Below are 22,500 nucleotides of genomic sequence, written 5' to 3' on the forward strand. Positions count from 1 at the left end.
ATGAAAGTATTTTTTCTTTATACATGTCTTCTTCTAATCTCTTCATTTGAAATTCTTACGGCACAGAACGGAACCAATAACCGCACTATTTCAGCTGATGTTGAGCATGAGAAGGGTCCGATGAATCAAATGTTCAAGGAATGTATCGGTGCCGGCAGAGCAAACGAAGGTTTAAGGGCTGACTGGCAGCAACAACTGAAAACTGTAAAACAGGACTGCGATTTCAGATATATCAGAATGCACGGTCTGTTAACAGACGACATGGCTGTATATAAAGAAGACAGGCAGGGAAATCCTGTATATAATTTTCAGTACATCGATGTACTGTATGATTATATTCTTGACATTGGAATGAAGCCCTTTGTTGAACTGGGCTTTATGCCTTCTGCACTGGCTAGCGGAAGGGAAACCATTTTCTGGTGGAAAGGTAATGTCACACCTCCGAAAGACTATAACAAATGGGGCGATCTGATTCGAAACCTGGTGTTGCACTGGACCGAACGTTACGGATCGGATGAAGTAAATACCTGGTATTTTGAAGTATGGAATGAGCCTAACCTGACACCCGGATTCTGGACCGGATCACAGGAAGACTATTTTAAACTGTATACCTATGCAGCCAATACTGTTAAAAGTGTAAACCAGGATTATAAGGTGGGTGGCCCTGCAACTGCTGGTGCAGCATGGGAACCGGAAATGATCGCATACTGTTACAAAAACAGTGTTCCACTGGATTTTATCAGTACCCATTCATATGGCGTGGATGCAGGTTTTCTGGATGAATTCGGAGGAAGAGGAACCAGACTCAGTCAAAATGACCGGAGCGTGAGCCAGGATGTTATTCAGTCCCGAAAAGAGATCTCAGCATCTAAAATGCCGGACCTTGAATTGCACTATACGGAATGGAGTTCATCTTACACCCCTGCGGATCCTTTACATGACAGCTATCACGAAGCGGCATATATACTGGATAGAATAAAGCAATCCGGTGATGCGGCAACATCCATGTCTTACTGGGTTTTTACTGATATTTTTGAAGAGGCCGGTCCCCGATTTACGCCTTTTCATGGTGGCTTTGGATTGATGAATACCCAGGGGATTAAAAAGCCGGCATATCATGCATATGCATTTATGAATAAGCTTGGAATTACAGAGCTTCAGAATGATGATAAGGCCTCCTGGATATGTAAAAATGATGACAATACATATCAGGTTCTGTTCTGGGATTATACCTACACTTTGCCTGATTCTGTCAATAACCAGGACTATTACAATAAAGATTTGCCGGCAAAAGACAAAGGAACAGTGACCGTAGATTTATCAGGCATTCCGGAAGGCCGATACAGGCTTGAAGTGTACCGAACCGGCTACATGCATAACGATCCGTATACCCTGTATTGCCACCTTGATAAACCGGATCAGCTGACAAAAAAACAGGTAGAGTTTCTCAAACAGGAAAGTAATGGCGAAGCAGAACTTTGTGTGTTGACGACTATTGATGCCACCGGAAAGTTCAAACATGAATTCCCGCTTCGGGAGAATGATGTATATCTGATCAACCTAATACAACTATAATGCAACAGAAAGTAATTTTATATCTCCTGTTCATTTCTCTTACTTCGGTTCTAAATGCACAGTATCAAAAGAATGAATTAACAAAAAATGCGTTTCAGAACCCCGTTTTTTCAGGTGATTATCCTGATCCGAGTATTCTGGTCGACGGAAAAGACTACTATATGGTCCATTCGTCTTTTGAATATTACCCGGGATTGTTAATATGGCATTCCACCGATTTAATAAACTGGACACCGGTGGCCAATGCCCTGTTTAAATATGTTGGTTCCGTTTGGGCACCCGACCTCGTTAAATATGAAGGGAAATATTACATTTATTTCCCGGCAAGTGGTACAAATTATGTTGTATCTGCCGATAACATTGCAGGTCCGTGGAGTGACCCGGTAGAACTGGATGTAAGCATGATTGATCCGGGCCATGTAACAGACAGGGAAGGAAACCGCTATCTCTATTTCAGCAGTGGCAGTTATGTGCCATTAAGCAAAGACGGCATGTCTATCTCAGGGGATATTAAGCACAGTTATGGTGGCTGGGAAATACCAAGGGATTGGTCTGTGGAATGTTTTTGTATGGAAGGACCCAAACTGGTTAAGCACGAAGCGTACTATTATCTGACGGTTGCAGAAGGCGGAACAGCAGGTCCTCCAACCGGACACATGGTGATTTCGGCGCGCTCAGAATCACCTCTGGGTCCCTGGGAAAACTCCCCGTATAATCCGGTGCTAAGAGCCAAAACCAACGATGAAAAATGGGGTTCGGTGGGTCATGGTACCGTATTTGAAGATGCCGAGGGTAAATGGTGGATTGTTCTTCATGGCTATGAGCATGAGCATTACAACATGGGCCGTCAAACATTGCTGTTACCAATAGAATGGACGCCTGATGGCTGGTACAGAATACCTGATAACATCAGCCTGGAAAGTCCCGTTAAAAAGGATGTAATCCATCAACCAAAAACACCATTTACTTTAAACGATGATTTCAGTGAAAAGAAACTTAAACCGCACTGGAAGTTTTTCGGGGAATATGATGTTTCCAGGTTCAGCTTTGATAAGGGCATAATAATTAAAGGAAAAGGGAACTCTATTCCGGAGTGCTCTCCTCTGCTTTGTATGCCTTCAGACCACTCTTATACCGCAGAGGTAGAAATTGTTATTGAAAATGATGCCATAGCCGGGTTGGTTGTCTTCTATAACAAAAATGCTTATTCGGGAATTCTGGCTGATTCTAAAAATATTCTCACCAATATAAGAGGCTGGCAGTTTGAAACAGAAAAAAATGTCGTGAACAGACACGTCTTCCTCAGGATAAAAAATGTGGATAATATTGTGGATATGTACTACAGCACAGACGGGAAATCATGGAATAAGACAGAAAACTCGCTTGAAGTTTCAGCTTTTCACCATAATGTTCTTGGTGGTTTTATGAGCATGCGTATCGGATTGTGTTCCATAGGAAACGGAAAGGTACGATTCAGAAATTTCAAATATACACGAATGGAATAAAACACCTCCCGGCAACCTTTTGCTTAATATGATATCCCTGAAAAACTCAGTTAGATCCTTTATTCAAGGCTAACAGTTTTCGCAGGAAATTTTAAAATCCATAACTTTAATTTATCATGTTTTGTAACAGCAGGACTGGCAGAGCGTCTGAAAGCAATTTTTTTAATTTTGAAGTAATTTAAGCTGCTTACGGAGTGGAATAGTAATATTAAAATGTCAGGGATATTTGCTTCCAAATGAAGATTTTAAAACCTATCATACTAGTATTGTTTGGTATATTAATCCAAAACATTTATGCCAATTCCAGGTATTCATTCCTCAGGCTTAACAATTCCAACGGCCTTATAAATAACCAGGTTACCTGCATCTTCAAAGATTCTCACGGCTTTATATGGATAGGAACCTCTGCCGGCTTAAGTCGTTATGATGGATCCAAATTCATCAATTTCAAACATAACCTCAACGATTCAACGACCATAATCGATAATTATATTGTAAAAATAAAAGAAGACCGTACCGGTAAACTCTGGATAAAGACACGCTGGGAATATGTTGTTTATGATATTGAAAAGGAGAAATTTATCCCCAACATCAAAAAACTGATCGGTGATGAAAATAACATTGAAGCACTTAAGGAAGTTTATTCAGATGAGGATAGAAATATATGGTTCACACATAACCAGGTTCATGGAATTGAAATGTATAACGACAGTACAGGTGAACCCGTAACACCCTTCGGAAACCAGACATTGAAGGCATCACAAATTGTGGACTTTAAAGATACCGGAAACAGGTATTATCTGGTGTACAGTAATGGTACCATAGATTGTTTCACTCATAACTTTAAACTCAAATACCGCGATACTTTCCTGAATGGTAAAACAGGTATTGACAGTCTGAATCTTAAATTGTTTATTGACACTGATCGTGATTTGTGGCTTTATGGAAATAATGAAGGTCTGTATCATCGTGAGAACAAATCAGGCATTTGGCATAATTACACCATAAACTCTGACATTCTGAGCCTCTCGAGTAATCTTATCGTAAAAGTTATACAGGATGATAAGGGGCTGATCTGGGTTGGTACTGACCATGGTGGCATTGACATTTTCAACAAATATTCTAAAAAAGTTGAAACGGTTTATCATCAGCCCGGTGATGATAAAAGCCTGTCGCAAAATTCCATCACCGATCTTTTCATAGATAATAATAACATTATTTGGGTCGGAACATATAAAAAAGGTGTTTGCTATTACCATGAAAGCATCTACAAATTTCCTCATTATCACAACTTTATTCCGGAACAGTACGGACTGTCATACAATGATGTAAACTGCTTTGCCGAAGATGCTGCAGGAAATCTATGGATTGGCACCAATGGTAGTGGCCTGATCCGGTTTAACCGCACAAGCAATGCATATAAGTTATTTAAGAATGATCCGGCCAATCCAAATTCTTTGAGTAATAACGTCGTGGTAAGTTTGTTTTTTGACAGTGACAGTTTGCTTTTTATTGGAACTTATACAGGCGGTCTGAACGTGTATGACGGCAGAAATTTCACCCGCTATAAAGCAAGAGACGGACTCCCGAATGAAAGCATCTGGACCATAACAGAAGACAATCTAAACCGGATCTGGATTGGAACACTGGGAGGTGGAATTGTATTGTTTGATAAATTGGAGCATAAATTACGGCCGCTTGAAAACAAAGGCAATGTCACACTGCCTTCCAATTTTGTGAATCATATTTATAAAATGCACGATGGTACGATGTTCATCGGAACCGCAGTTGGTGTGGCGTTTTACAACATTGATGAAAGCAGGTATCGTAATCACCCTGTAAAGAATGCCAACGTACCCCTCAGAATTAGCAACAATAACGTCAATGCTGTTTTTGAGGATTCCCGTGGATTGTTATGGATTGCCACCCGTGAAGGATTAACGGTGGCTGATCCTAACTCCGATTTCATCAAATATTTTGATGAAGATGATAACCTTCCCACAGATATCATGAACTGTATTCTGGAAGACGAATTTCAGTCTGTCTGGGTAAGTAAATCAAGTGGTTTAAGTCAGATTGTCGTTAGTCAGTCGGAACCCGGAGAAAGCTACGATTTTAAAGTTTATAATTATACCGAAGCTGATGGTTTACAGGGAAGGGAGTACAATGCAAATGCCAGGCTTAAAACAAAAAACAACGAACTTATTTTTGGTGGTCCTAATGGATTTAACCTGTTTCAGTCACAAAATATAAAGTACAATAACCTGAAACCCAAGATTGTTTTTACCGATTTTCAAATCTTCAATTCCAGTGTTAAGCCTGATGAAGAGATTAAAAACCGTGTAATCCTTACAAAATCGATCACTTTTACAGACAAAATTACCCTTAAATATGCCATGAATCTTTTCTCCATAGAATTTGCGGCACTCGATTTTTTCATCCCTGAAAAAGTAAGATACCAGTATATGCTGGAAGGTTTTGATCGCGACTGGATTGATGCAGAAGACAATATTCATAAAGTAACTTATACGAATCTTAACGCAGGTAAATATACATTTAGGGTTAAGGCTTCAAATAACGACAATCAATGGAGCAATGAAGCTACATCACTTTCAATTACTGTTCTTCCACCGGTATATGCTTCGCCCCTGGCATACATTATATATGCCGTCATTATTTTACTGCTGATTGTATATTTCAGGTACTCAATGATAAGAAAAGAGCGGCTTCGTCTGAAAATTGAGCACGACAAACTGATGGCGAAAAGACACCACGAAATGGATGAGATGAAACTACGGTTTCTGACCAATGTCAGTCATGAGTTCCGTACACCTTTAACTCTGATCCTTTCACCCGTTGAGAAACTTATCAGGCTGTCAAAAAATACAAGCGATAAAAAACTACTGGAACTGATTGACAGCAATGCCAGGCATTTGCTGGCTTTGGTTAATCAACTGCTCGATTTCCGAAAGCTCGACCTGCACGGATTGCGTTACAACCCCTCTTATGGTGATATTGTTGCATTTATCAGGAAGGTCTTCGATAATTTCTCCGACAGTTTTCGCAAGAAGAATATTACATATAAGTTCAAATCCGGGGTCAACCAGTTTAACAAGAACTTCGATCATGAAAAAGTTCAGAAGATCATGATGAATCTGTTATCCAATGCTTTAAAGTTTACACCGGAAAACGGAAAAGTGGAAGTATCGGTGGAAATAACAGACGGTAATCCGGATGAACAGCAAATGGTTGTTATAAAAGTTAAAGACAACGGCGTTGGCATTCCCGAAGAGGAGAAAGATAAAATCTTTGAACGCTTTTACCAGTCACAAAACCACAAAGAACTTGGCCTTTCGGGTAGTGGAATTGGTCTTAACCTGGTTCGCGAAATGGTGAGCCTACATAACGGAACCATTACTGTTGAAAGTGAAAAAGACAAAGGCTCGGTATTCATTGTTACCCTGCCTGCAGGAACCGGAGAATCAATTGATATCCAAACTAATACCGAAGCAGAGATTTCAACTGATGCAACAGAAGTGCCCGAAGACATAAAGCAAAACGGCAAACAGGTGGTACTTCTGGCAGAGGATAATCCTGAGCTGCGCAGGTTTATGAAAGAGACACTGCAGGACCGCTATACCGTTAAGGAAGCTGGTGACGGTGATATGGCCCTCAAACTGGCAAATAAATACCTTCCCGATTTGATAATATCTGATGTTATGATGCCAAAACTGGATGGACTGGACCTGTGCAAACGACTTAAAAATGACATCCACACCTCACATATTCCTGTCATACTGCTTACAGCAAGAACAGCAGATGAGGACAAGATTAAAGGGCTGGAAATCGGTGCCGATGACTACATAACTAAACCATTTAACCTGGAAATGTTACTGCTGCGTATTCACAACCTGATGGACAAACGGCAGAATATGCATCAACACTTCAGGAAAAACATAGCGATTAACCCGTCCGAAATTGAAATTACCTCTCTGGATGAAAAACTAATTAAAAAGGCGGTAGATTACGTAGAGAAAAACCTGTCGCAATCTCGATTTTCTGTTGAAGACCTTAGCCGTGAACTGGGTATGAGCCGGGTGTATCTTTATAAAAAGCTGCTGACCATTACCGGAAAATCTCCTGTTGAATTCATCCGGATCATCCGGCTGAAACGCGGTGCACAATTATTGGAAAAAAGCCAGATGACCATAGCCGAGATTGCATATGAAGTTGGCTTTAACAGTCCCCGGTATTTCAGCAAATATTTTAAGGAGGAGTATGGGATGCTACCAACGGATTATGTAAAAAAACACACCTGACATCTCTATTCAGAAACCCTTAACTCAATTACAGATCAAAGAGGTCCGGACAGACCTCTGAACAGTAACTGTTATTTTAGTTTACCGATCTTCCATTTAATTGATGCGGTAAACCTTACCGTAAAATAAGGTACACTATTGCGAAGTCCTTTAAAAGGGTTTTTAAACATTGACTCTGAGAATGCTACGTACAATATTTTTCCTTAAATTTATACGTTTGATAACGTTCACAACACTAATTGTTCAGTCTTATTCTGCTTCCTCTACTTCAGGAATTGATTTTATACCTTTTCATTCGGAAATCTTAATACTTGCTTCAATGAAAACGCCTCTACTCACATTGCTTCTTTTTTTATCATTCGCTCCGATAATTTGCTATTCTCAGACAGATGCCGAAATTTTAAACCGGCTTTTTTCCGGTTCAGAAGATATCACAAACCAGTCTAAAGAGCTGATATCACTTTCGGTTGATGCCGTTTGGTACGCATCCGAAATGACAGGATATAAAACAACCTTCGGCACACTGACTCAAAGTAACGCGAATTACGATAACTGGTCCTATACAGAGACTCCAAATGATAAAATGGTACTGAACTTTGCTAACGGGGATGTTATACATTTTATTTTCAACGCCATTGACGGTTTTGTTGATGGAGATGAATATGATTTTAAACGATCGCATGCCATGGACTTTGTGTCGGTGATCCCTGACATCCTGAACCTGAGGATTCAAAGCGAAACCGGGCCACAGGATGGTAAAATTTACTGGACCCGAACCATGACCGGAAGTACAACATTCGATGAAATATCGTACTCTGTTAATCTTACCAATACAGGCAATAACAACGAGGAGGTAGAAAACGGATTTGCCTTTGGCGATTATGTTAATGAAACTACCGGTTCGGTAGCCTCTTCAGTACTGAATTATGCCATCAACGAAAAATATTATACAAGCATAGGGCATAACAGCAATACCGGCATCTATGTCCAAAGCCGTCAGATTATCAATTCTAATTCTGTAACCGGGAGTCCTGGCAGTTACAGGTTTGAAAATGTCAACTGCTTCTGGATAGGAGGTACTTCGTTTTATAACGATGCCTGTGAAGGCGTTTACAACCAGGTTATTGAAGATTATAACTGGCTAGCACAGGGGACGCTTTATAAAAACAACGTTAACTACGGAACCATAAAATATGACAGACCAATTCTTAACTACTCAAACGGAGCTTATATCATAGCAGCCTGTAATGACGGGAAAAACTTTTACCTCTATCCTGCTCTTCAACCTAATGCCATAACGGGCATATCCGGACTAAGCAGTCAGATAAACAATAAAAGCTATCCCAATCCGGCTACTTCAAAGATTAATATATCCTATACCCTCGTTAATGGATCAAATATCAGATTAACTGTTATGGATCAAACAGGTAAGGTAGTTGAAGAGCTGAATCAGGAATACCAGATCCCGGGCAAATACAATCTTAGTTTATCCATTGAAAATTATCCTTCAGGGCTCTATTTCTACAGGATTTTTACAGATGAAAAGACATTTTGGGGTAAGTTTACTAAGATAAATTGAATATAAATAAACCGGAAGACTGTCAATATTGTGCACTTCCGTTGGAATAATAGTATGTAATATATACTTTTAATCTGCAAAAAAGAGCCTGAATATAATAGGGATTGTCACCTGGTAAATAGCAACAGGATTGGCATATTGATTTAATTTTAACCGGATACCGAAATGAGAAAGATTCTTGTACTGTTTTGTTTAACGTTGGTTGTTACTTCCGTTTTTCCTCAACTTAAAACAACAAATTTACCTCCCAAAACCTATTACCGGGAGGCTAAAATTACAACTGCAGATTTTAATAGTCTAACCGCACTGAACCTTAAAATCAATACAGATAGTTTATACTTTCTTTCAATGCAGGATCAGGCGTATCAGAGCCTTGCACTTAAAAATATTAAATACCTCAGGGTACATGAAGGTAATTATTTTACCACCGGAGCATTTTGGGGAGGACTTGCACTGACTGTCATTGGGGCTGTATCCACATATCAAAAATCTGAGCCTCATAGTCTTGAAGATGGAAGACGTATCCTGAAGTTCACTTTGGGAGGCGCTCTTGGCGGAGGTCTGATCGGTTTATCATTCCCGAAGTGGAAAACTTATATTTTTGACAATTAAAATATTAATCTTCTTCTAAACCTTGATAAATGCTTAAAGACAGGCCTGAAGTTTTTCTGCTTCTGCTGGTTATCGTATCCTGCAGTCCATCAGTATCTACAAAAATTTCATCAGAATATGCGCCATTAAAATATGATGAGGACGTGGTCGTATTAGGTTTAAAGGATACAGTCCCGGAAGATGCAGTTGAGATTGGAACGGTTAAAATCGGAGATTCAGGGTTCACTACTAATTGTGATTACCAGACTGTTATGAACGAGGCCATCATTGAAGCCAGAAAAGCAGGAGGCAATATACTTAAACTGGATAAACACCTTCCTCCCAGTGAAATGGGAACCACCTGCCATAGAATAACTGCCAGAATTTTAAGGACAGATAACCTTGAACAGCTCAAAGCTGATATAAGTCCGGAAAGCGAAATAAACTGTGACTATGCGATAATTAATATTTACAGGTACAGAAGTTCAACTTTTCCTGTTGATTACGATCTTTATCTCGATGAAAGCTTATTATGCAGCGTAACAAATAATTTTTGTCAATCTGTTATTGTGAGAAAAGAAGGCAATCTAATCTTATCAGCCAGAACAGAGACAAAAACCGAACTCCCGATAAGTATTGAATTCGGACGGACGTATTTTTTAAAATGTGGTTTAACATCCGGTATTATGGTCGGAAGGCCTAAACTTGAACTTGTTGATATTCAAACCGGCTGGACCGAATTCAATTCCATAAAAGCAAGTATAAAATGAGAAGCGTTCTTTTATACATTTTTCTTGTGGTTAGCAGCTTTAGCCTGTTTTCTCAGGATTTAATAGTTACAACAGATGGTGATTCACTGAATTGTGAAATTACCAAAGTCAGACCCGATTTTATCTACTTTACCTTCAATATGAAGGGGGAGAATAAAAAGACTCTGATCGCCAGAAAAGAAGTCGCTGATGTAAAGTACAATTTTCATCCTGTTGAAAAAACGAGCGAGTCAGGTTATGCAAATAAAGGGAGTTATGACCCTTTGAGAATTGCGATTTTTGGCGGATACAGCTATCAGACTGCGAAGATTGCAGATAATGTACCCACTGATTTTTTACCTTATATGAAAAAGCTTAAATCCGGATCAAACATAGGCGGAGACATAACCTACTTTATATCAGAGTCCGTGGGTTTTGGATTCAGGCTGAGTCAGTTTAAAACCTCCAATTCAGCGGATATTTATGTCACAGGACCGGATGGAAGCAGGACCTATGGGGAAATGAGCGATAATATTCGTATAAATTACTGGGGGCCAACGCTTACCAGCCGTACTTATAACAGACTGCAGAATAACGCCTTCTATTCAACATTATCATTGGGATACATAAGTTATTTAGACGACTATATTATGATTGATAATTACAGTATTAAAGGCCATACCATTGGTTACCTGCTGGAAATCGGATATGATATTGATCTGAGCAATAATGTTGCGTTAGGTTTTCAGCTTTCGTTTTATGCAGGTAACTTATTCAATATAAATATTTCTGACGGCAACACCATTACCGAAGTTCAGTTTGAAGCTGGAGAATATGAAAGTGTCAGCCGGATAGATTTTACAGTTGGTATCCGGTTTCATGAATAAAAGTTGTAATGTTTAGCTATTTTAGAGTTATACCGATATTTCTTCTGATGTTTTTTGCACCCGTTGCGAATTCGCAGAATTCTGAAATCCATGAACCAGCACCAAACCGAACAAACTGGGCAATTCGGTTTGATGTTGGACCAAATTATTCGTTCATACCAAATCAGAAACAGCTGACTTCTGATTTCAATATATTACCGGAATTATCAGTATATTATAAACGGGTTTTTTTGACAATCAGTTACAGATATTCGGATTTTGAACTCATTGATAATAATTATGATGTTTACCGGGGGTTGAGAAGATTCGGATATATTTATAAAGCAAGTATAAACTTTGATATTTATAAAACGATCAATGCAGATGTCTGCATAGGTATTTTAGAAGATAAAGAGCAGGATTGGTCTATAAATCATCGTTTTAAAGAATATTATAAACATACACCATTTGCAGGCTTTAAAATAAACCGGGACTTTTACTTAAATTATGTCAGACAGATTATTGTAGGAATAGGCGCTGAGTATTATCCTGGAATTGGCCAATTGGAAACCGGTATTTTTGAGTATGGTAACATTAACTTCAGACTAACTGTGGGATACAAAAGATGGATCACACGGCAAAATAAACCTTAAATTATATGTATCATTGCCTAAAATTAATCAAATGAAAAACTATTTTTGTAGTAATTTTAAATGCTTTTCGATGAAAAAAGTTACGATTATACTTGTTGCGCTGGTCTTTATTGTGGCCGCTAAAGCTCAAAGCAGCAATAACAAAATTGCAGCTAAAACCGGTAGTCAGTATGTTGGTATGAACCTGCTACAATATACGTCATTAACTATAAACGGTAATTACTCCAAAGAATATAAACCATGGATAACCGGTATGGCCGATATTGGTTACACGTTGAATTACAGTAAAACCAATCCTTATGATGTGGTTGGATATATCCTTACTCCTCATACAAAAGGAGTTAATGAAGGATTTGACTTAAGCAAACAAAACGGAGGCTATCTTAAAATCGGTGCTTTTTATAACTTTAGAAAGACATACGAAAAAACTAACTATGTCCATTTAGGACTTTTTCTGAATAACTCTTTTGTTTATGAAAAAGCCTTATTTACAGATCCGAAACTCGATTTCCACCCGTATCCTGTTCCTTATTCACATGGAGTTTTGATGAGTGGCTTAAGTGTTTCGGCCGGATATGAATTTAAATTTTTAAAATTCTTAGTTTCAAGTATTGACTTCCAGGTATCGCTGCCAACCGGAAACTACAAAGACTTATATGGCTACAGCAACTTTATTCCAGGCATGGGACATAAAGATGTGAATAGTTACTGGTTCCCTATGCTGATCTGGAATGTGAAGTATAAGCTGTAAATTTTTGTGCTTCTGAATATTATGAAGTAATTTTTTACTACCTTGTTGTTATCAATAAAAAATTACTTCGATGTTATCCCAAAAATCTGTCTTCCAATACCTGTTTGTATTATTATTCTTAGTAAACGGCTTTAGCTTTTTTGGTCAGGATTTGATTCAAAGCAGAATAACAAGTGCTTATACTTATATATATAAACTTACTGAAAAGGAAGCACATACCATTTACAAAAAGGATAACTGGAAAGTTGAACCAACTTATTTTCATACACTTATTGATTCTTTTCCAACAGACAGTAGTTATTCAGGAAATCTTGCCCCTGGACATTATCTGAAAACATTCTCCAGCGGAAGTCAGCAAAGAATCTCTATTACTACAATTCAGGACTTTGATGTATTTATTTTAAACAACAATACGGATTTATGCCTTCAGGTTTATGACCTAAAAGGTAATATAATTCCAGATGCAGATATAAGTGTCAGCTTGAAAAAAATTAGATTTAACCGTAAAACTCAAAGTTATATCGATAAAAAATCTAATCAGAAGGGACTACTAAAAGTTACCTGGAAAGGTAACACAGTTTATTACAACCTGTCACGACGGTACAACAACTCATGCATAAAGCGGGGGTACAGGAATGTTGCATTTAGAACTCCACTTAAATATGTTTGGATACCTGTTAATTTCGTTATCCATTTACCAATTGATGGTGTCAAATCAATCGTCCGTAGAAGAACATATGGGACCATTTGGAGAACGACACATTTCTTTGAAAAAACATATCACAAGATTGCCTGTATTTTCGATGACTGGCATTGCGATTACTTTGGGAATAAAACAAAAACGAGTGGCTATATGGTATTTAATAAGCCTAAATATATGCCCGGTGATACAGTAAAGTTTAAAGCATATCTTCTTAACAGAAAGGAAAAACCATATAAAGGTACTTTAGGTGTTTACCTTAATAAAAGTGGAAAAAACATTAAACTTACAGATATTGAACCATATAATAATGGTGGATATGCCTACGAATTTTATCTCCATGATTCGCTTGAACTTAAACTTGACAGTTATTACTGGGTTTACTTGCAAAAGAACAAAAACAACTCATTAATAGGTGAATCCTTTCAATATGAAGACTATGAACTAAAGTCCATAACATTAAATCTTGAAACGGAAACAAGTGAGCATTTTTTGGGCGATAGTATGAAAGTACTTTTAAAAGGAACAGATGAGAACGACCTGAATTTGCAGGACGCTAGAGTCAAACTACTGCTGCTTCCCAGTACAGTAAAAAAATATCACAGCGCTCATGTATATTTTCCGGATACTTTAATGCAAATTGAAAAGGACCTGGAGCCTTATGGTGAAACTGAAATTAATATCACGAGCTTTGAATTTCCTAAAGCAGATTTCAGCTATACAATACTGGCCCAACTATTTACATCGGATAATGAATTAGCTACAGAGCAACTCAAAATAGACTACTGGCACAACCGAACAGATTTTAATATGAAGATCTTAAATGACTCTATTCTGTTCTCGATGAGCAAAAACGGAAAGGATTACAATGATAGTATTTGTATTGAAGCAGTTGACAATTTTGGAAATGAAACATTTCTTTATGAAGGTATTACACCTGCGAAAGTTGAATTTGAACCTTATTTTTACGGTTATAAAATTAGTACTGACAGTATATTCAGAACTTTCATTACCTCGCAAGAACCTTCCCTGATACGTTGCTTCTCAGAACGCACAGGAGACTCAATACATATTGTTGTTGACAATCCAAGAAACATTCCTTTCACTTATAATATTTATAAACGAAACAACGAAAAGTATGCTGGCTATTCCGATTCTTTGGTCATTAATAAAGCTGTAAAAAACAAGCAAAATTACTTTGTATCGCTACGTTATTTATGGGGCGGTAAAATTAAGGAAGAAAATTATAAAATTCCTTTACTTGACAAGAAGTTAAATATCACTGTCAACCAGCCGAAACTAGCCTATCCGGGACAGAAGACAACAATTCAAATTGCCGTGACGGACATTGATGGAAATCCTGTGGAAGGTATTGATCTCACAGCCTATGCCATGACTGGTAAATTTAAATATTCACCACCAACATTACCATATTTAGGCAAGTACAAAAAAAATAAAAATGTCATTAATACCTTTTTCATTAATCCCGCTACAACGTCAAATAACCGAAGCATTCATCTGGATTATGAAACATGGAAACTTTTGGCAGGAATAGATTCCATACCATATTATCAGTTCTTATATCCGGGAGAAAATATGTTTACCTATTACTACCGGCTGGATAAAATAGTCACCCAGTTTGCACCATTTGTTTTTAAAGATGGTATTAACCAACCAATTCATGTAATATATGTGGACAAAATTCCCATATATTTCAGGTGGTCCGATTTCACTCAACCCTACTCATTCAGGATCAATCCGGGTTTTCATAAAATTATGCTACGAACAAGTGAAAAGTTGATAACCCTTGATTCTGTTTACATAAAACCTTGTAAAAAGCTGATCTTTAGCATCGATGAAAACCTGATAAGTAAAAGAGTGAAGATAACCCAAGTAAAAAAACAACTCAGTAAGGTAGAGCAAAAGAACCTGTACAAATATATCTTCCCTTACAGGTATCCGGCAGGTAAAAAATATGCGTATTTATACAGCAATGGGAAAGTACAGTATTTGAAACCAAAGTATAACAGGGGAAGACAAGGCTTGTTAGCAGGACCGGTAGCAGGAGATGTACGGTTTCAGGATCTGGATGGCTACAGCCTTTCATTCAGGCACGAACCTTTCATGGAGTATGAATTTGCACCACAAATTCTGAAAATGAGAACATTCGACAAAAAGAATTACCCAACTCATTTGTATAAGTCCCCATACAACTTCAGTTTAACAGACTCTGTTTTAACGGAATATGACATTAAAGAAATAAGACAGACGGAAATTGACAAACAAAGATACAGCCATGTAAGATATGCAAACCCTCGAATTACAGTCTCCGGTTATGGAACACTTTTAATTGGCATTGACAATCCGACGAATAAAATGGACCGGTTGCCTTTGAATATTTTAATCCTGAAGTACAACGACCCATATTTTGTAAGGGTATATCCCGGTATGAGCCGAAGGTTTTTTAACCTTTCAGAAGGCAGTTATAAACTGGTTTTCTTTTATCCGGGTTCTGGATATCATATCGAAGATAACATTTATATAAAAAAGAACGGTACAAACTATTATGCATTTAAATATCCAAAGAAAATTTACAAAGATTCCTCCAGTGAATATTTTTCCCGGTTAATTGAAAAAACATTATTCTCCAATACAACTAAAGCAGAAGAACAGCAGGAAGAGCTCAAATCTATCGGAAACAAGTTTAACTCGTATCAACCTTACGAGGGCCCGGGCTTAACAATTACAGGCAAGGTAATTTCAGATTCAGATAAGGAATCAATACCTGGTGTTAATGTAATTGCCAAAGGAACAAAGTACGCAACAATCACAGACTTTGACGGTAATTTTACCATAACAATACCTCCGGAATGCGATGCGTTAATTGTGTCCTTTATTGGTTTTGAACCAAAAGAAGTCCCTCTGCTTTTTGATGATTATAAACTTATCACACTTAAAGAAAGTAACTTAGCTCTTGATGAAGTTGTTGTGGTTGCATATGGTACACAGAATCAAAGCAGATCTTTAAGCTTGGCAACCGCTACTTCTGTTGTAAGCACTGAAAGTCTCATAAGTTCCACACCCAGTGTACAAAGTGAAATCTCCGGTGCCCTTCAAGGGCGCCTGGCTGGACTGGATATTGTTCCTACAGGTCGACCCGGAGGAGGAATCGATATAAAAGTCCGCGGACAATCAACAGTCACATTCGATAAAACACCACTTTATATTATTGACGGTAAGGTATATAATGGTGATATTTCAGAGCTTGATCCAAACTTTATACAAAGCATTAATATTCTGAAAGATCCGGCGCAAACAGCAATTTATGGTGCCAGAGGAGCAAATGGCGTTGTCATTATCCAAACCGTTCCGGGGAAATTTAACCCAGCCAGCAGCCCTGCAAATAAAGGAGCAGACTATGATGAAGCTTTTATGGAAGCTGCATCTGAAGCCAGTTCCATAAGATCAAACTTCTCGGATTATGCGTACTGGCAACCGCAACTTATTAGCGATGAAAACGGAAAAGCAGAATTTGAAGTTACCTTTCCTGATGACATAACCAGCTGGCAAACTTTTGTCCTTGCCATGAATGACGAAAAACAAACCGGTCAGGATCAGGATCTGATTAAATCATATAAACCACTAATGGCCAAACTTGCTGTTCCCCGGTTTCTCGTACAAAATGATACTTCCTTTATCATTGGTAAATCATTGAACTACACCCCTGATTCAATAAGTATTAAAACTGAATTTAAGGTTAATGATTCCTCTTCATTTAGCAATAACTCAATATGTGTCAACTCCATTCTCGACACCTTAATGCTTGTGGCACCTAAAGATTCCCTTGCAGTAACGTATTCATTGAAAAAGGGTGATGGGTATTTTGATGGTGAAAGGCGGGAAATACCGGTATTTCCTGTCGGACTTGAAGAAACAAATGGTGAGTTTTTTGTTCTGGACACTGATTCTGACGTTAGCATAACTTCTGATCGTGCAATGGGCAAAGTAAAAATGTATGCCCGTGCTGATATGCTTGATGTTCTGGAAGATGAGATTGACCACGTATTGCATTACAAATATTTCTGTAACGAACAGATCACATCCAAACTGAAAGTCTTATTGGCTCAAAAACAAATTGCTGATTATAAAGGAGAAAAGTTTAGACAGGATCACGAAATAAACAAGTTGCTCAGGCTCTTAAAAAAGAATCAGATAAAAGATGGTCTTTGGGGATGGTGGAAGAACTCTGAAGAAAATGAATGGATAAGTCTTTACGTATTGGAAACACTTTCTATGGCAGAAGACTATGGCTTTAAAACATTTGTAGATAAAAACAAAATCGCCGAAAATGCGATCTGGCATATTCTGAATACTAAAAATGTTAATACCAGAATTAAATACCTGATGATTCTGAAGCACTATAATATAAGAGTTGACTTTGTAGATTTCATTCATAAGCTGGATTCCACAGGAACAAAAAACTTTAATCAATTGCTGCAATTGATTTACCTGAAACAACTCACAGGTGTGTCTTGCAATATTGACACCCTGAACCAGTATAAAAAGACAACTTTGTTTGGGAACACTTACTTTTCGGATGAAAACAAAAGGCTCTCTCTGGTAGATAACGACATTCAGAACACCATTCTTGCTTATAAAATACTGCGGGCTGATACTATTCCGCATAACTTGGAACTACAAAAAATCAGAAATTACTTTTTCGAGCAGCGCAAAAAGTGTTATTGGAGAAATACATTTGAATCAGCTAACATTATTGCGACAATATTACCGGATCTGAAAGGAGGACATAACCAATTGTACAAATCAAAACTGTTTATAGAGGGTGATATTAAAAAATTGGTAAGTGAATTCCCGTTTGAAATGGAGTTTGATCCGGGACAAAATCTTGTATTCTCAAAAACCGGTGATTTTCCGGTTTATGTCACTACATATCAACGTTACTGGAATCCCGAACCAAAATATAAAGCAGATGATTTTGTCGTTACGTCTGCATTCAGTAACGGATCAAATACCTTAAAAGCAGGCGAAGAAATAGTACTGAACGTTCATGTTAAGGTAAAGAAATCTGCCGAATATGTTATGATTAATATTCCTGTTCCGGCAGGATGTTCATATGCAGAAAAATATAAAAATAGTTGGTTAGAAACCCACAGAGAATATTATAAAAATGAGGTAGCTGTATTTTGTCAAAGAATGAATAAAGGGGATTATGATTTTGAAGTAAAACTTATTCCAAGATATAACGGGAAATACACCCTTAATCCTGCAAAAGCTGAACTAATGTATTTCCCAACTTTCAATGCCAATGAAGCAATTAAGAAGGTTACGATAAAATAGAAATATCATCCGGAGAACACTTTCCGGATGATATCTTAATTTACTCTTTTGCTATACCTATCACGCCTTCGGCTACACGTGCTCCGGCAGCACCGGTTGGCTGTGATTTCAGATCATCTTCTCCTGCGTGAACGATAATTGCTCGGCCGATAATGGAATGATCACCACTAAAACTGACCACATGATCTACCCTTTCGTAATGCGCTTTACCGTCGGGACCTGCAACAAGGTTACCCAGATCGCCAACATGTCGTTCTTTATCACCAGGTGCACCATGTTTCATCCCGTCAGGATTAAAGTGACCACCTGTGGTTTTTCCATCTTTACCTGTTATGTCTCCATATTCATGAACGTGAAATCCATGCTTACCCGGAGTAAGACCTTCAACATCTGCAACGATCTTAATTCCGGATGCAGTTTTTGTAAATGTAACCGTACCTTTTACATCATTCCCCTCGGTAGGAGCAAGGACACAAACAGCTTTAGTTATATTTTCTGACTTCATCTCCATCGCTGTTTGAAGGTTATCAAGAGATTCATCCGATTTATTCTTTCCTGCAAACAGATTACAACTCTGTGCAACAAAAAAGAATGTTGCCAATACTAATCCAGTAATTAAATTGTTTTTGCGTTTCATGATATCTGTATTTTAAATCGATTGTAATTCGTTTTTACGGCGTAAATCAGCGTTCTGCAATTATGTCTGGTTTAACATGTATTCCCGTAATAAGTTGGTTTAATTAACAAGAAATAATGTTAGAACTTACGGCATTAAAAGTTTTGTTGAAAAACTCATTTTTTAATCTAGGCCTTTTTATCAGCTGACAGAACAATAATCGCTTCCGGACTGAGAACCCTGAAAGTAAATGATGCTGTAAGATAAAGTTTAACACTTTTTGTATTATGCGAGTCATACCCCACCGAAATATCCTGTCCCAGAACAAGTTCATAATCACCACCCCTTTCTGTTACCAGGTATGAATTATTGTTGGACTGATTAATAATGACTTTACCTCCAATAATTTCCTTTAACTGTTTCAGTATGGGATATCCTTCTGCTATCTGCACCAGATCAATCCATTCTTTTGCAGCCATTATCAGGGTATATGGTCCAGACACACCATTTCGTTCAAACCGTATAATCTGGTTTCCTATTTCCTTTAAAAAGGCATTTGTCGTTTTAGGAAGTGTTACCGGCTTGTATTCAGCCACCTGATGCAGTCCTTTAATTTGTGCCGGTTCAAAACCCTCATAGACCGCATTTTCTTCAAAGAGTGCAATTTCCTTTACTGCTTCTTCAAGCGGCTCCAGATTAATATCTCTGGCCCCTCTTTCCAGGTTGTCAAGTTCCCAAAGATCCAGTTCAAACGGCTTTCGGATTTCCACAAAAGGCAATATTTCTCGTACACCGTAATTCACTCCTTTATCTGACTGGTTATCCGGTGTGATCAGGTGTCCTGTTGATACTCCGCCCTGCTCCATTCCATTCGGTCCGTCTATATCAATAAACTTGCGGGCCGTGAGGTATGAATCCAGGTATTGACTGGTTTTATCTGTGATTTCTTCCCAACCTTTGTCTGTAATTGGGGCTAACGATTTCTTTAAAATATTCATTTTATCCTCCTTTACTCATCTTCAATTTTTACAATATCTTTTTCTGTAAACAAATATTGTCTCATCTGCTTATCCCAACCTTTCATATTTCTTCTAAGCCATTCCAGCGTCATACAGGCATGTTCCATTTCCTCAAGCTGGTTGTGTCTCAATATTTTTTTCAAATGCTGATCCTCGGCAGCATCAACTCGTTGTTCATACCAATCGATAGCTTCAACCTCCTCTTTAAGTGTCGTTAAAGCTCTGGTAAAATCACGTGTTTGTATTGATAATTCGGAGGGTGGTTCATGATAGTTCTGCATATTGAATTGTTTTAATAGTTATCTTCAAATATTTACAATGGGCCTGCCGTAGGTATCATTGCATTCTCTGGTTTTTCCTATCACTAGACAACAAGTGCTGTACCATATTACGGAAAAGGGATCTGTAGCCGTGTATCAGGGAGGAATAGGTCAGTAAACTGATTTTCATCAATAAATAATGTGGATTTTAAAGTATTGCAGCGTGTAAAAACTCCACAGTTGAGTATTTATTCCAGCATTCCGAGGCTGATTTAAAACTTAATTAAATAAAAATTTCACTAATTATCGCCTCTAAAATGAACCTATCCAAATAACTGTTGTTTTGTGAGTGAACTAAAAAGGGAAAAACATAGTATGGTATTTGTAACATAAACAAAAAAACTCTTAATCATAGTTTCAACTTCCTCCCCACTGAAGATTGAACAAGTACTCAAGGATTATTTTTAAACCAATTAAATTTTTTAAAATGTCAGATCAACATCTGCTTTCCGTAAATATACCTGAATCAGATCTGCCGAGAGTTGTTATTATAGGTGGTGGCTTTGGGGGAATCCGTATGGTTAAGCATCTTGATAACACAAAGTACCAGGTTGTTTTACTGGACCGATATAACTATCACACATTTCAGCCGTTGCTTTACCAGGTAGCCACCGCAGGACTTGAACCTGATTCTATTGCAGGGCCCTTGCGTAAGGTAACCAAACACCACAAGAATACATATTTCAGAATGCTGAAAGTGAACCGCATTGATCCTGAAAATAAGACTTTGCAAACTTCCGCCGGCCAGTTGCACTATGATTACCTGGTAGTGGCTACAGGCGCCAGAATAAATTATTTCGGGAACAAAAGTATCGCAGAACATGGCTTCCCTGTAAAACAGGTAACGCATGCACTTGATTTACGAAGTCACATCTTTCAACAGTTCGAAAAATCAGAATTTCTTACAGATGCCAAGGAAAAAGAACGCTTGATGACCTTCGTGGTCGTTGGTGCCGGACCAACCGGTGTTGAGGTATGCGGAGCTTTGGCTGAACTCAAAAATAATGTACTGCCCAAAGATTATCCCCAGCTGGACATGAACAGTATGCGTATTTTCCTTATTGAAGGTGAAGATCGTGTAATTCCTGCAATGTCCGGTAAATCGGGCAATACAGCGCGAAAGTATCTTGAAAAAATGGGTGTACAGATTATCCTGAAATGCAGAACAACATCATACGATGGCAAAGTAGTGCATCTTGATAACGGACAGGAAATTGAATCTGAAACCCTTATCTGGGCAGCCGGTGTTCGCGGAAACCTGATAAAAGGATTTGGAGAAAACAGTGTCAGCAAAGGAAAAATTCACGTTGATGATACCAATCATGTGTTCAGGAACTTTGAAGAAAAAGAGACTTATGACTGCATTTTTGCTATCGGTGACATCGCATTTATGCACCATAAAAAATACCCCGGAGGTCTTCCGGGATTAGCTCAACCAGCCATTCAGCAGGGAACTCAACTGGCAAAAAATCTGAACAATATAGCCAGGGGAAAGAAAATGAAAACCTTTAAATACCTTAATAAAGGCGTATTGGCCACGGTAGGACGGAATAAGGCCGTTGCCGATTTACCGGGAAACATTAAGCTAAGCGGTATGGTAGGCTGGATGATATGGATGGTTGTACACCTGTTATTTCTTATTGGTTTCAGAAGTAAGGCTGTCGTTTTTGCCAACTGGTCATGGAACTATATCACCTACGACAGAGGTATCCGTCTGATCCTACGACCCTCATCAAAGAAAAACGACACAGTAAGTAAGGAGATGATAGAGGAAATGCTTGAAAGATAACATGTTACAATAATGATGAAAAAGGGAAGCCTGTCTTCCCTTTTTTTGTTTCAGATATTTAACGGGATTTTATTTTTTAACTCCTCTCCAGCCCATACTTTTACATTTTT

The 22,500-nt window shown here is 38.1% G+C and carries 14 protein-coding genes and 1 pseudogene; 12 read left to right on the forward strand and 3 right to left on the reverse strand.

Annotation, left to right across the window (positions count from 1 at the left end; all coding sequences use genetic code 11):
* From ACE1EF_RS06975 to ACE1EF_RS07025, 11 genes and pseudogenes are all read left to right on the forward strand, one after another.
* Nucleotides 1-1,575: a GH39 family glycosyl hydrolase gene (locus ACE1EF_RS06975; protein ID WP_375719915.1), complete on the forward strand. Its 1,575-nt coding sequence runs from the start codon at nt 1-3 to the stop codon at nt 1,573-1,575.
* On the forward strand, nt 1,575-3,080 hold the full coding sequence (locus tag ACE1EF_RS06980; RefSeq protein ID WP_375719916.1) for a family 43 glycosylhydrolase: 1,506 nt from the start codon (nt 1,575-1,577) through the stop codon (nt 3,078-3,080). The genes ACE1EF_RS06975 and ACE1EF_RS06980 overlap by 1 nt, the downstream gene beginning before the upstream one ends.
* A 236-nt stretch (nt 3,081-3,316) precedes the next feature.
* Nucleotides 3,317-7,399, forward strand: a complete 4,083-nt coding sequence (locus ACE1EF_RS06985) for a hybrid sensor histidine kinase/response regulator transcription factor (protein ID WP_375719917.1) — start codon at nt 3,317-3,319, stop codon at nt 7,397-7,399.
* Nucleotides 7,400-7,718: 319 nt separating this feature from the next.
* Nucleotides 7,719-8,978, forward strand: a complete 1,260-nt coding sequence (locus ACE1EF_RS06990; protein ID WP_375719918.1) for a T9SS type A sorting domain-containing protein — start codon at nt 7,719-7,721, stop codon at nt 8,976-8,978.
* Nucleotides 8,979-9,143: 165 nt separating this feature from the next.
* On the forward strand, nt 9,144-9,590 hold the full coding sequence (locus tag ACE1EF_RS06995; protein WP_375719919.1) for a hypothetical protein: 447 nt from the start codon (nt 9,144-9,146) through the stop codon (nt 9,588-9,590).
* A gap of 29 nt (nt 9,591-9,619) precedes the next feature.
* Nucleotides 9,620-10,339 (forward strand): hypothetical protein, encoded by a 720-nt coding sequence (locus tag ACE1EF_RS07000; protein ID WP_375719920.1) that lies wholly within the window; start codon nt 9,620-9,622, stop codon nt 10,337-10,339.
* On the forward strand, nt 10,336-11,205 hold the full coding sequence (locus ACE1EF_RS07005; protein ID WP_375719921.1) for a hypothetical protein: 870 nt from the start codon (nt 10,336-10,338) through the stop codon (nt 11,203-11,205). Before ACE1EF_RS07000 ends, ACE1EF_RS07005 begins: the two co-directional genes overlap by 4 nt.
* Nucleotides 11,206-11,252: 47 nt before the next feature.
* Nucleotides 11,253-11,837 (forward strand): hypothetical protein, encoded by a 585-nt coding sequence (locus ACE1EF_RS07010; RefSeq protein WP_375719922.1) that lies wholly within the window; start codon nt 11,253-11,255, stop codon nt 11,835-11,837.
* Nucleotides 11,838-11,907: 70 nt separating this feature from the next.
* A complete protein-coding gene (locus ACE1EF_RS07015; protein WP_375719923.1) occupies nt 11,908-12,588 on the forward strand; it encodes a hypothetical protein in 681 nt (226 codons plus the stop codon).
* Between the two features lie 3,148 nt (nt 12,589-15,736).
* Nucleotides 15,737-16,642: pseudogene (locus ACE1EF_RS07020) on the forward strand (carboxypeptidase-like regulatory domain-containing protein); the annotation flags it as partial.
* Between the two features lie 150 nt (nt 16,643-16,792).
* Entirely contained in the window at nt 16,793-18,646 is a 1,854-nt protein-coding gene (locus ACE1EF_RS07025) for an alpha-2-macroglobulin family protein (protein ID WP_375720133.1), read from the forward strand.
* A 40-nt stretch (nt 18,647-18,686) separates the two neighbouring features.
* Here ACE1EF_RS07025 and ACE1EF_RS07030 read toward each other — a convergent pair whose 3' ends face one another.
* From ACE1EF_RS07030 to ACE1EF_RS07040, 3 genes are all read right to left on the reverse strand, one after another.
* Nucleotides 18,687-19,283, reverse strand: coding sequence for a superoxide dismutase family protein (locus ACE1EF_RS07030; RefSeq protein WP_375719924.1), 597 nt, complete (start codon nt 19,281-19,283; stop codon nt 18,687-18,689).
* Nucleotides 19,284-19,450: 167 nt separating this feature from the next.
* A complete protein-coding gene (locus ACE1EF_RS07035; protein ID WP_375719925.1) occupies nt 19,451-20,260 on the reverse strand; it encodes a family 1 encapsulin nanocompartment shell protein in 810 nt (269 codons plus the stop codon).
* Between the two features lie 11 nt (nt 20,261-20,271).
* Nucleotides 20,272-20,562, reverse strand: coding sequence for an encapsulin-associated ferritin-like protein (locus ACE1EF_RS07040; RefSeq protein WP_375719926.1), 291 nt, complete (start codon nt 20,560-20,562; stop codon nt 20,272-20,274).
* 466 nt (nt 20,563-21,028) lie between these two features.
* Here ACE1EF_RS07040 and ACE1EF_RS07045 point away from each other — a divergent pair, with 466 nt between their 5' ends.
* Nucleotides 21,029-22,390, forward strand: a complete 1,362-nt coding sequence (locus ACE1EF_RS07045; protein ID WP_375719927.1) for an NAD(P)/FAD-dependent oxidoreductase — start codon at nt 21,029-21,031, stop codon at nt 22,388-22,390.
* Nucleotides 22,391-22,500 lie beyond the last annotated feature (110 nt).

It is taken from the genome of Quyinboa sediminis (genome assembly GCF_042219855.1).
Lineage (GTDB): Bacteria > Bacteroidota > Bacteroidia > Bacteroidales > UBA5342 > JBHJHP01.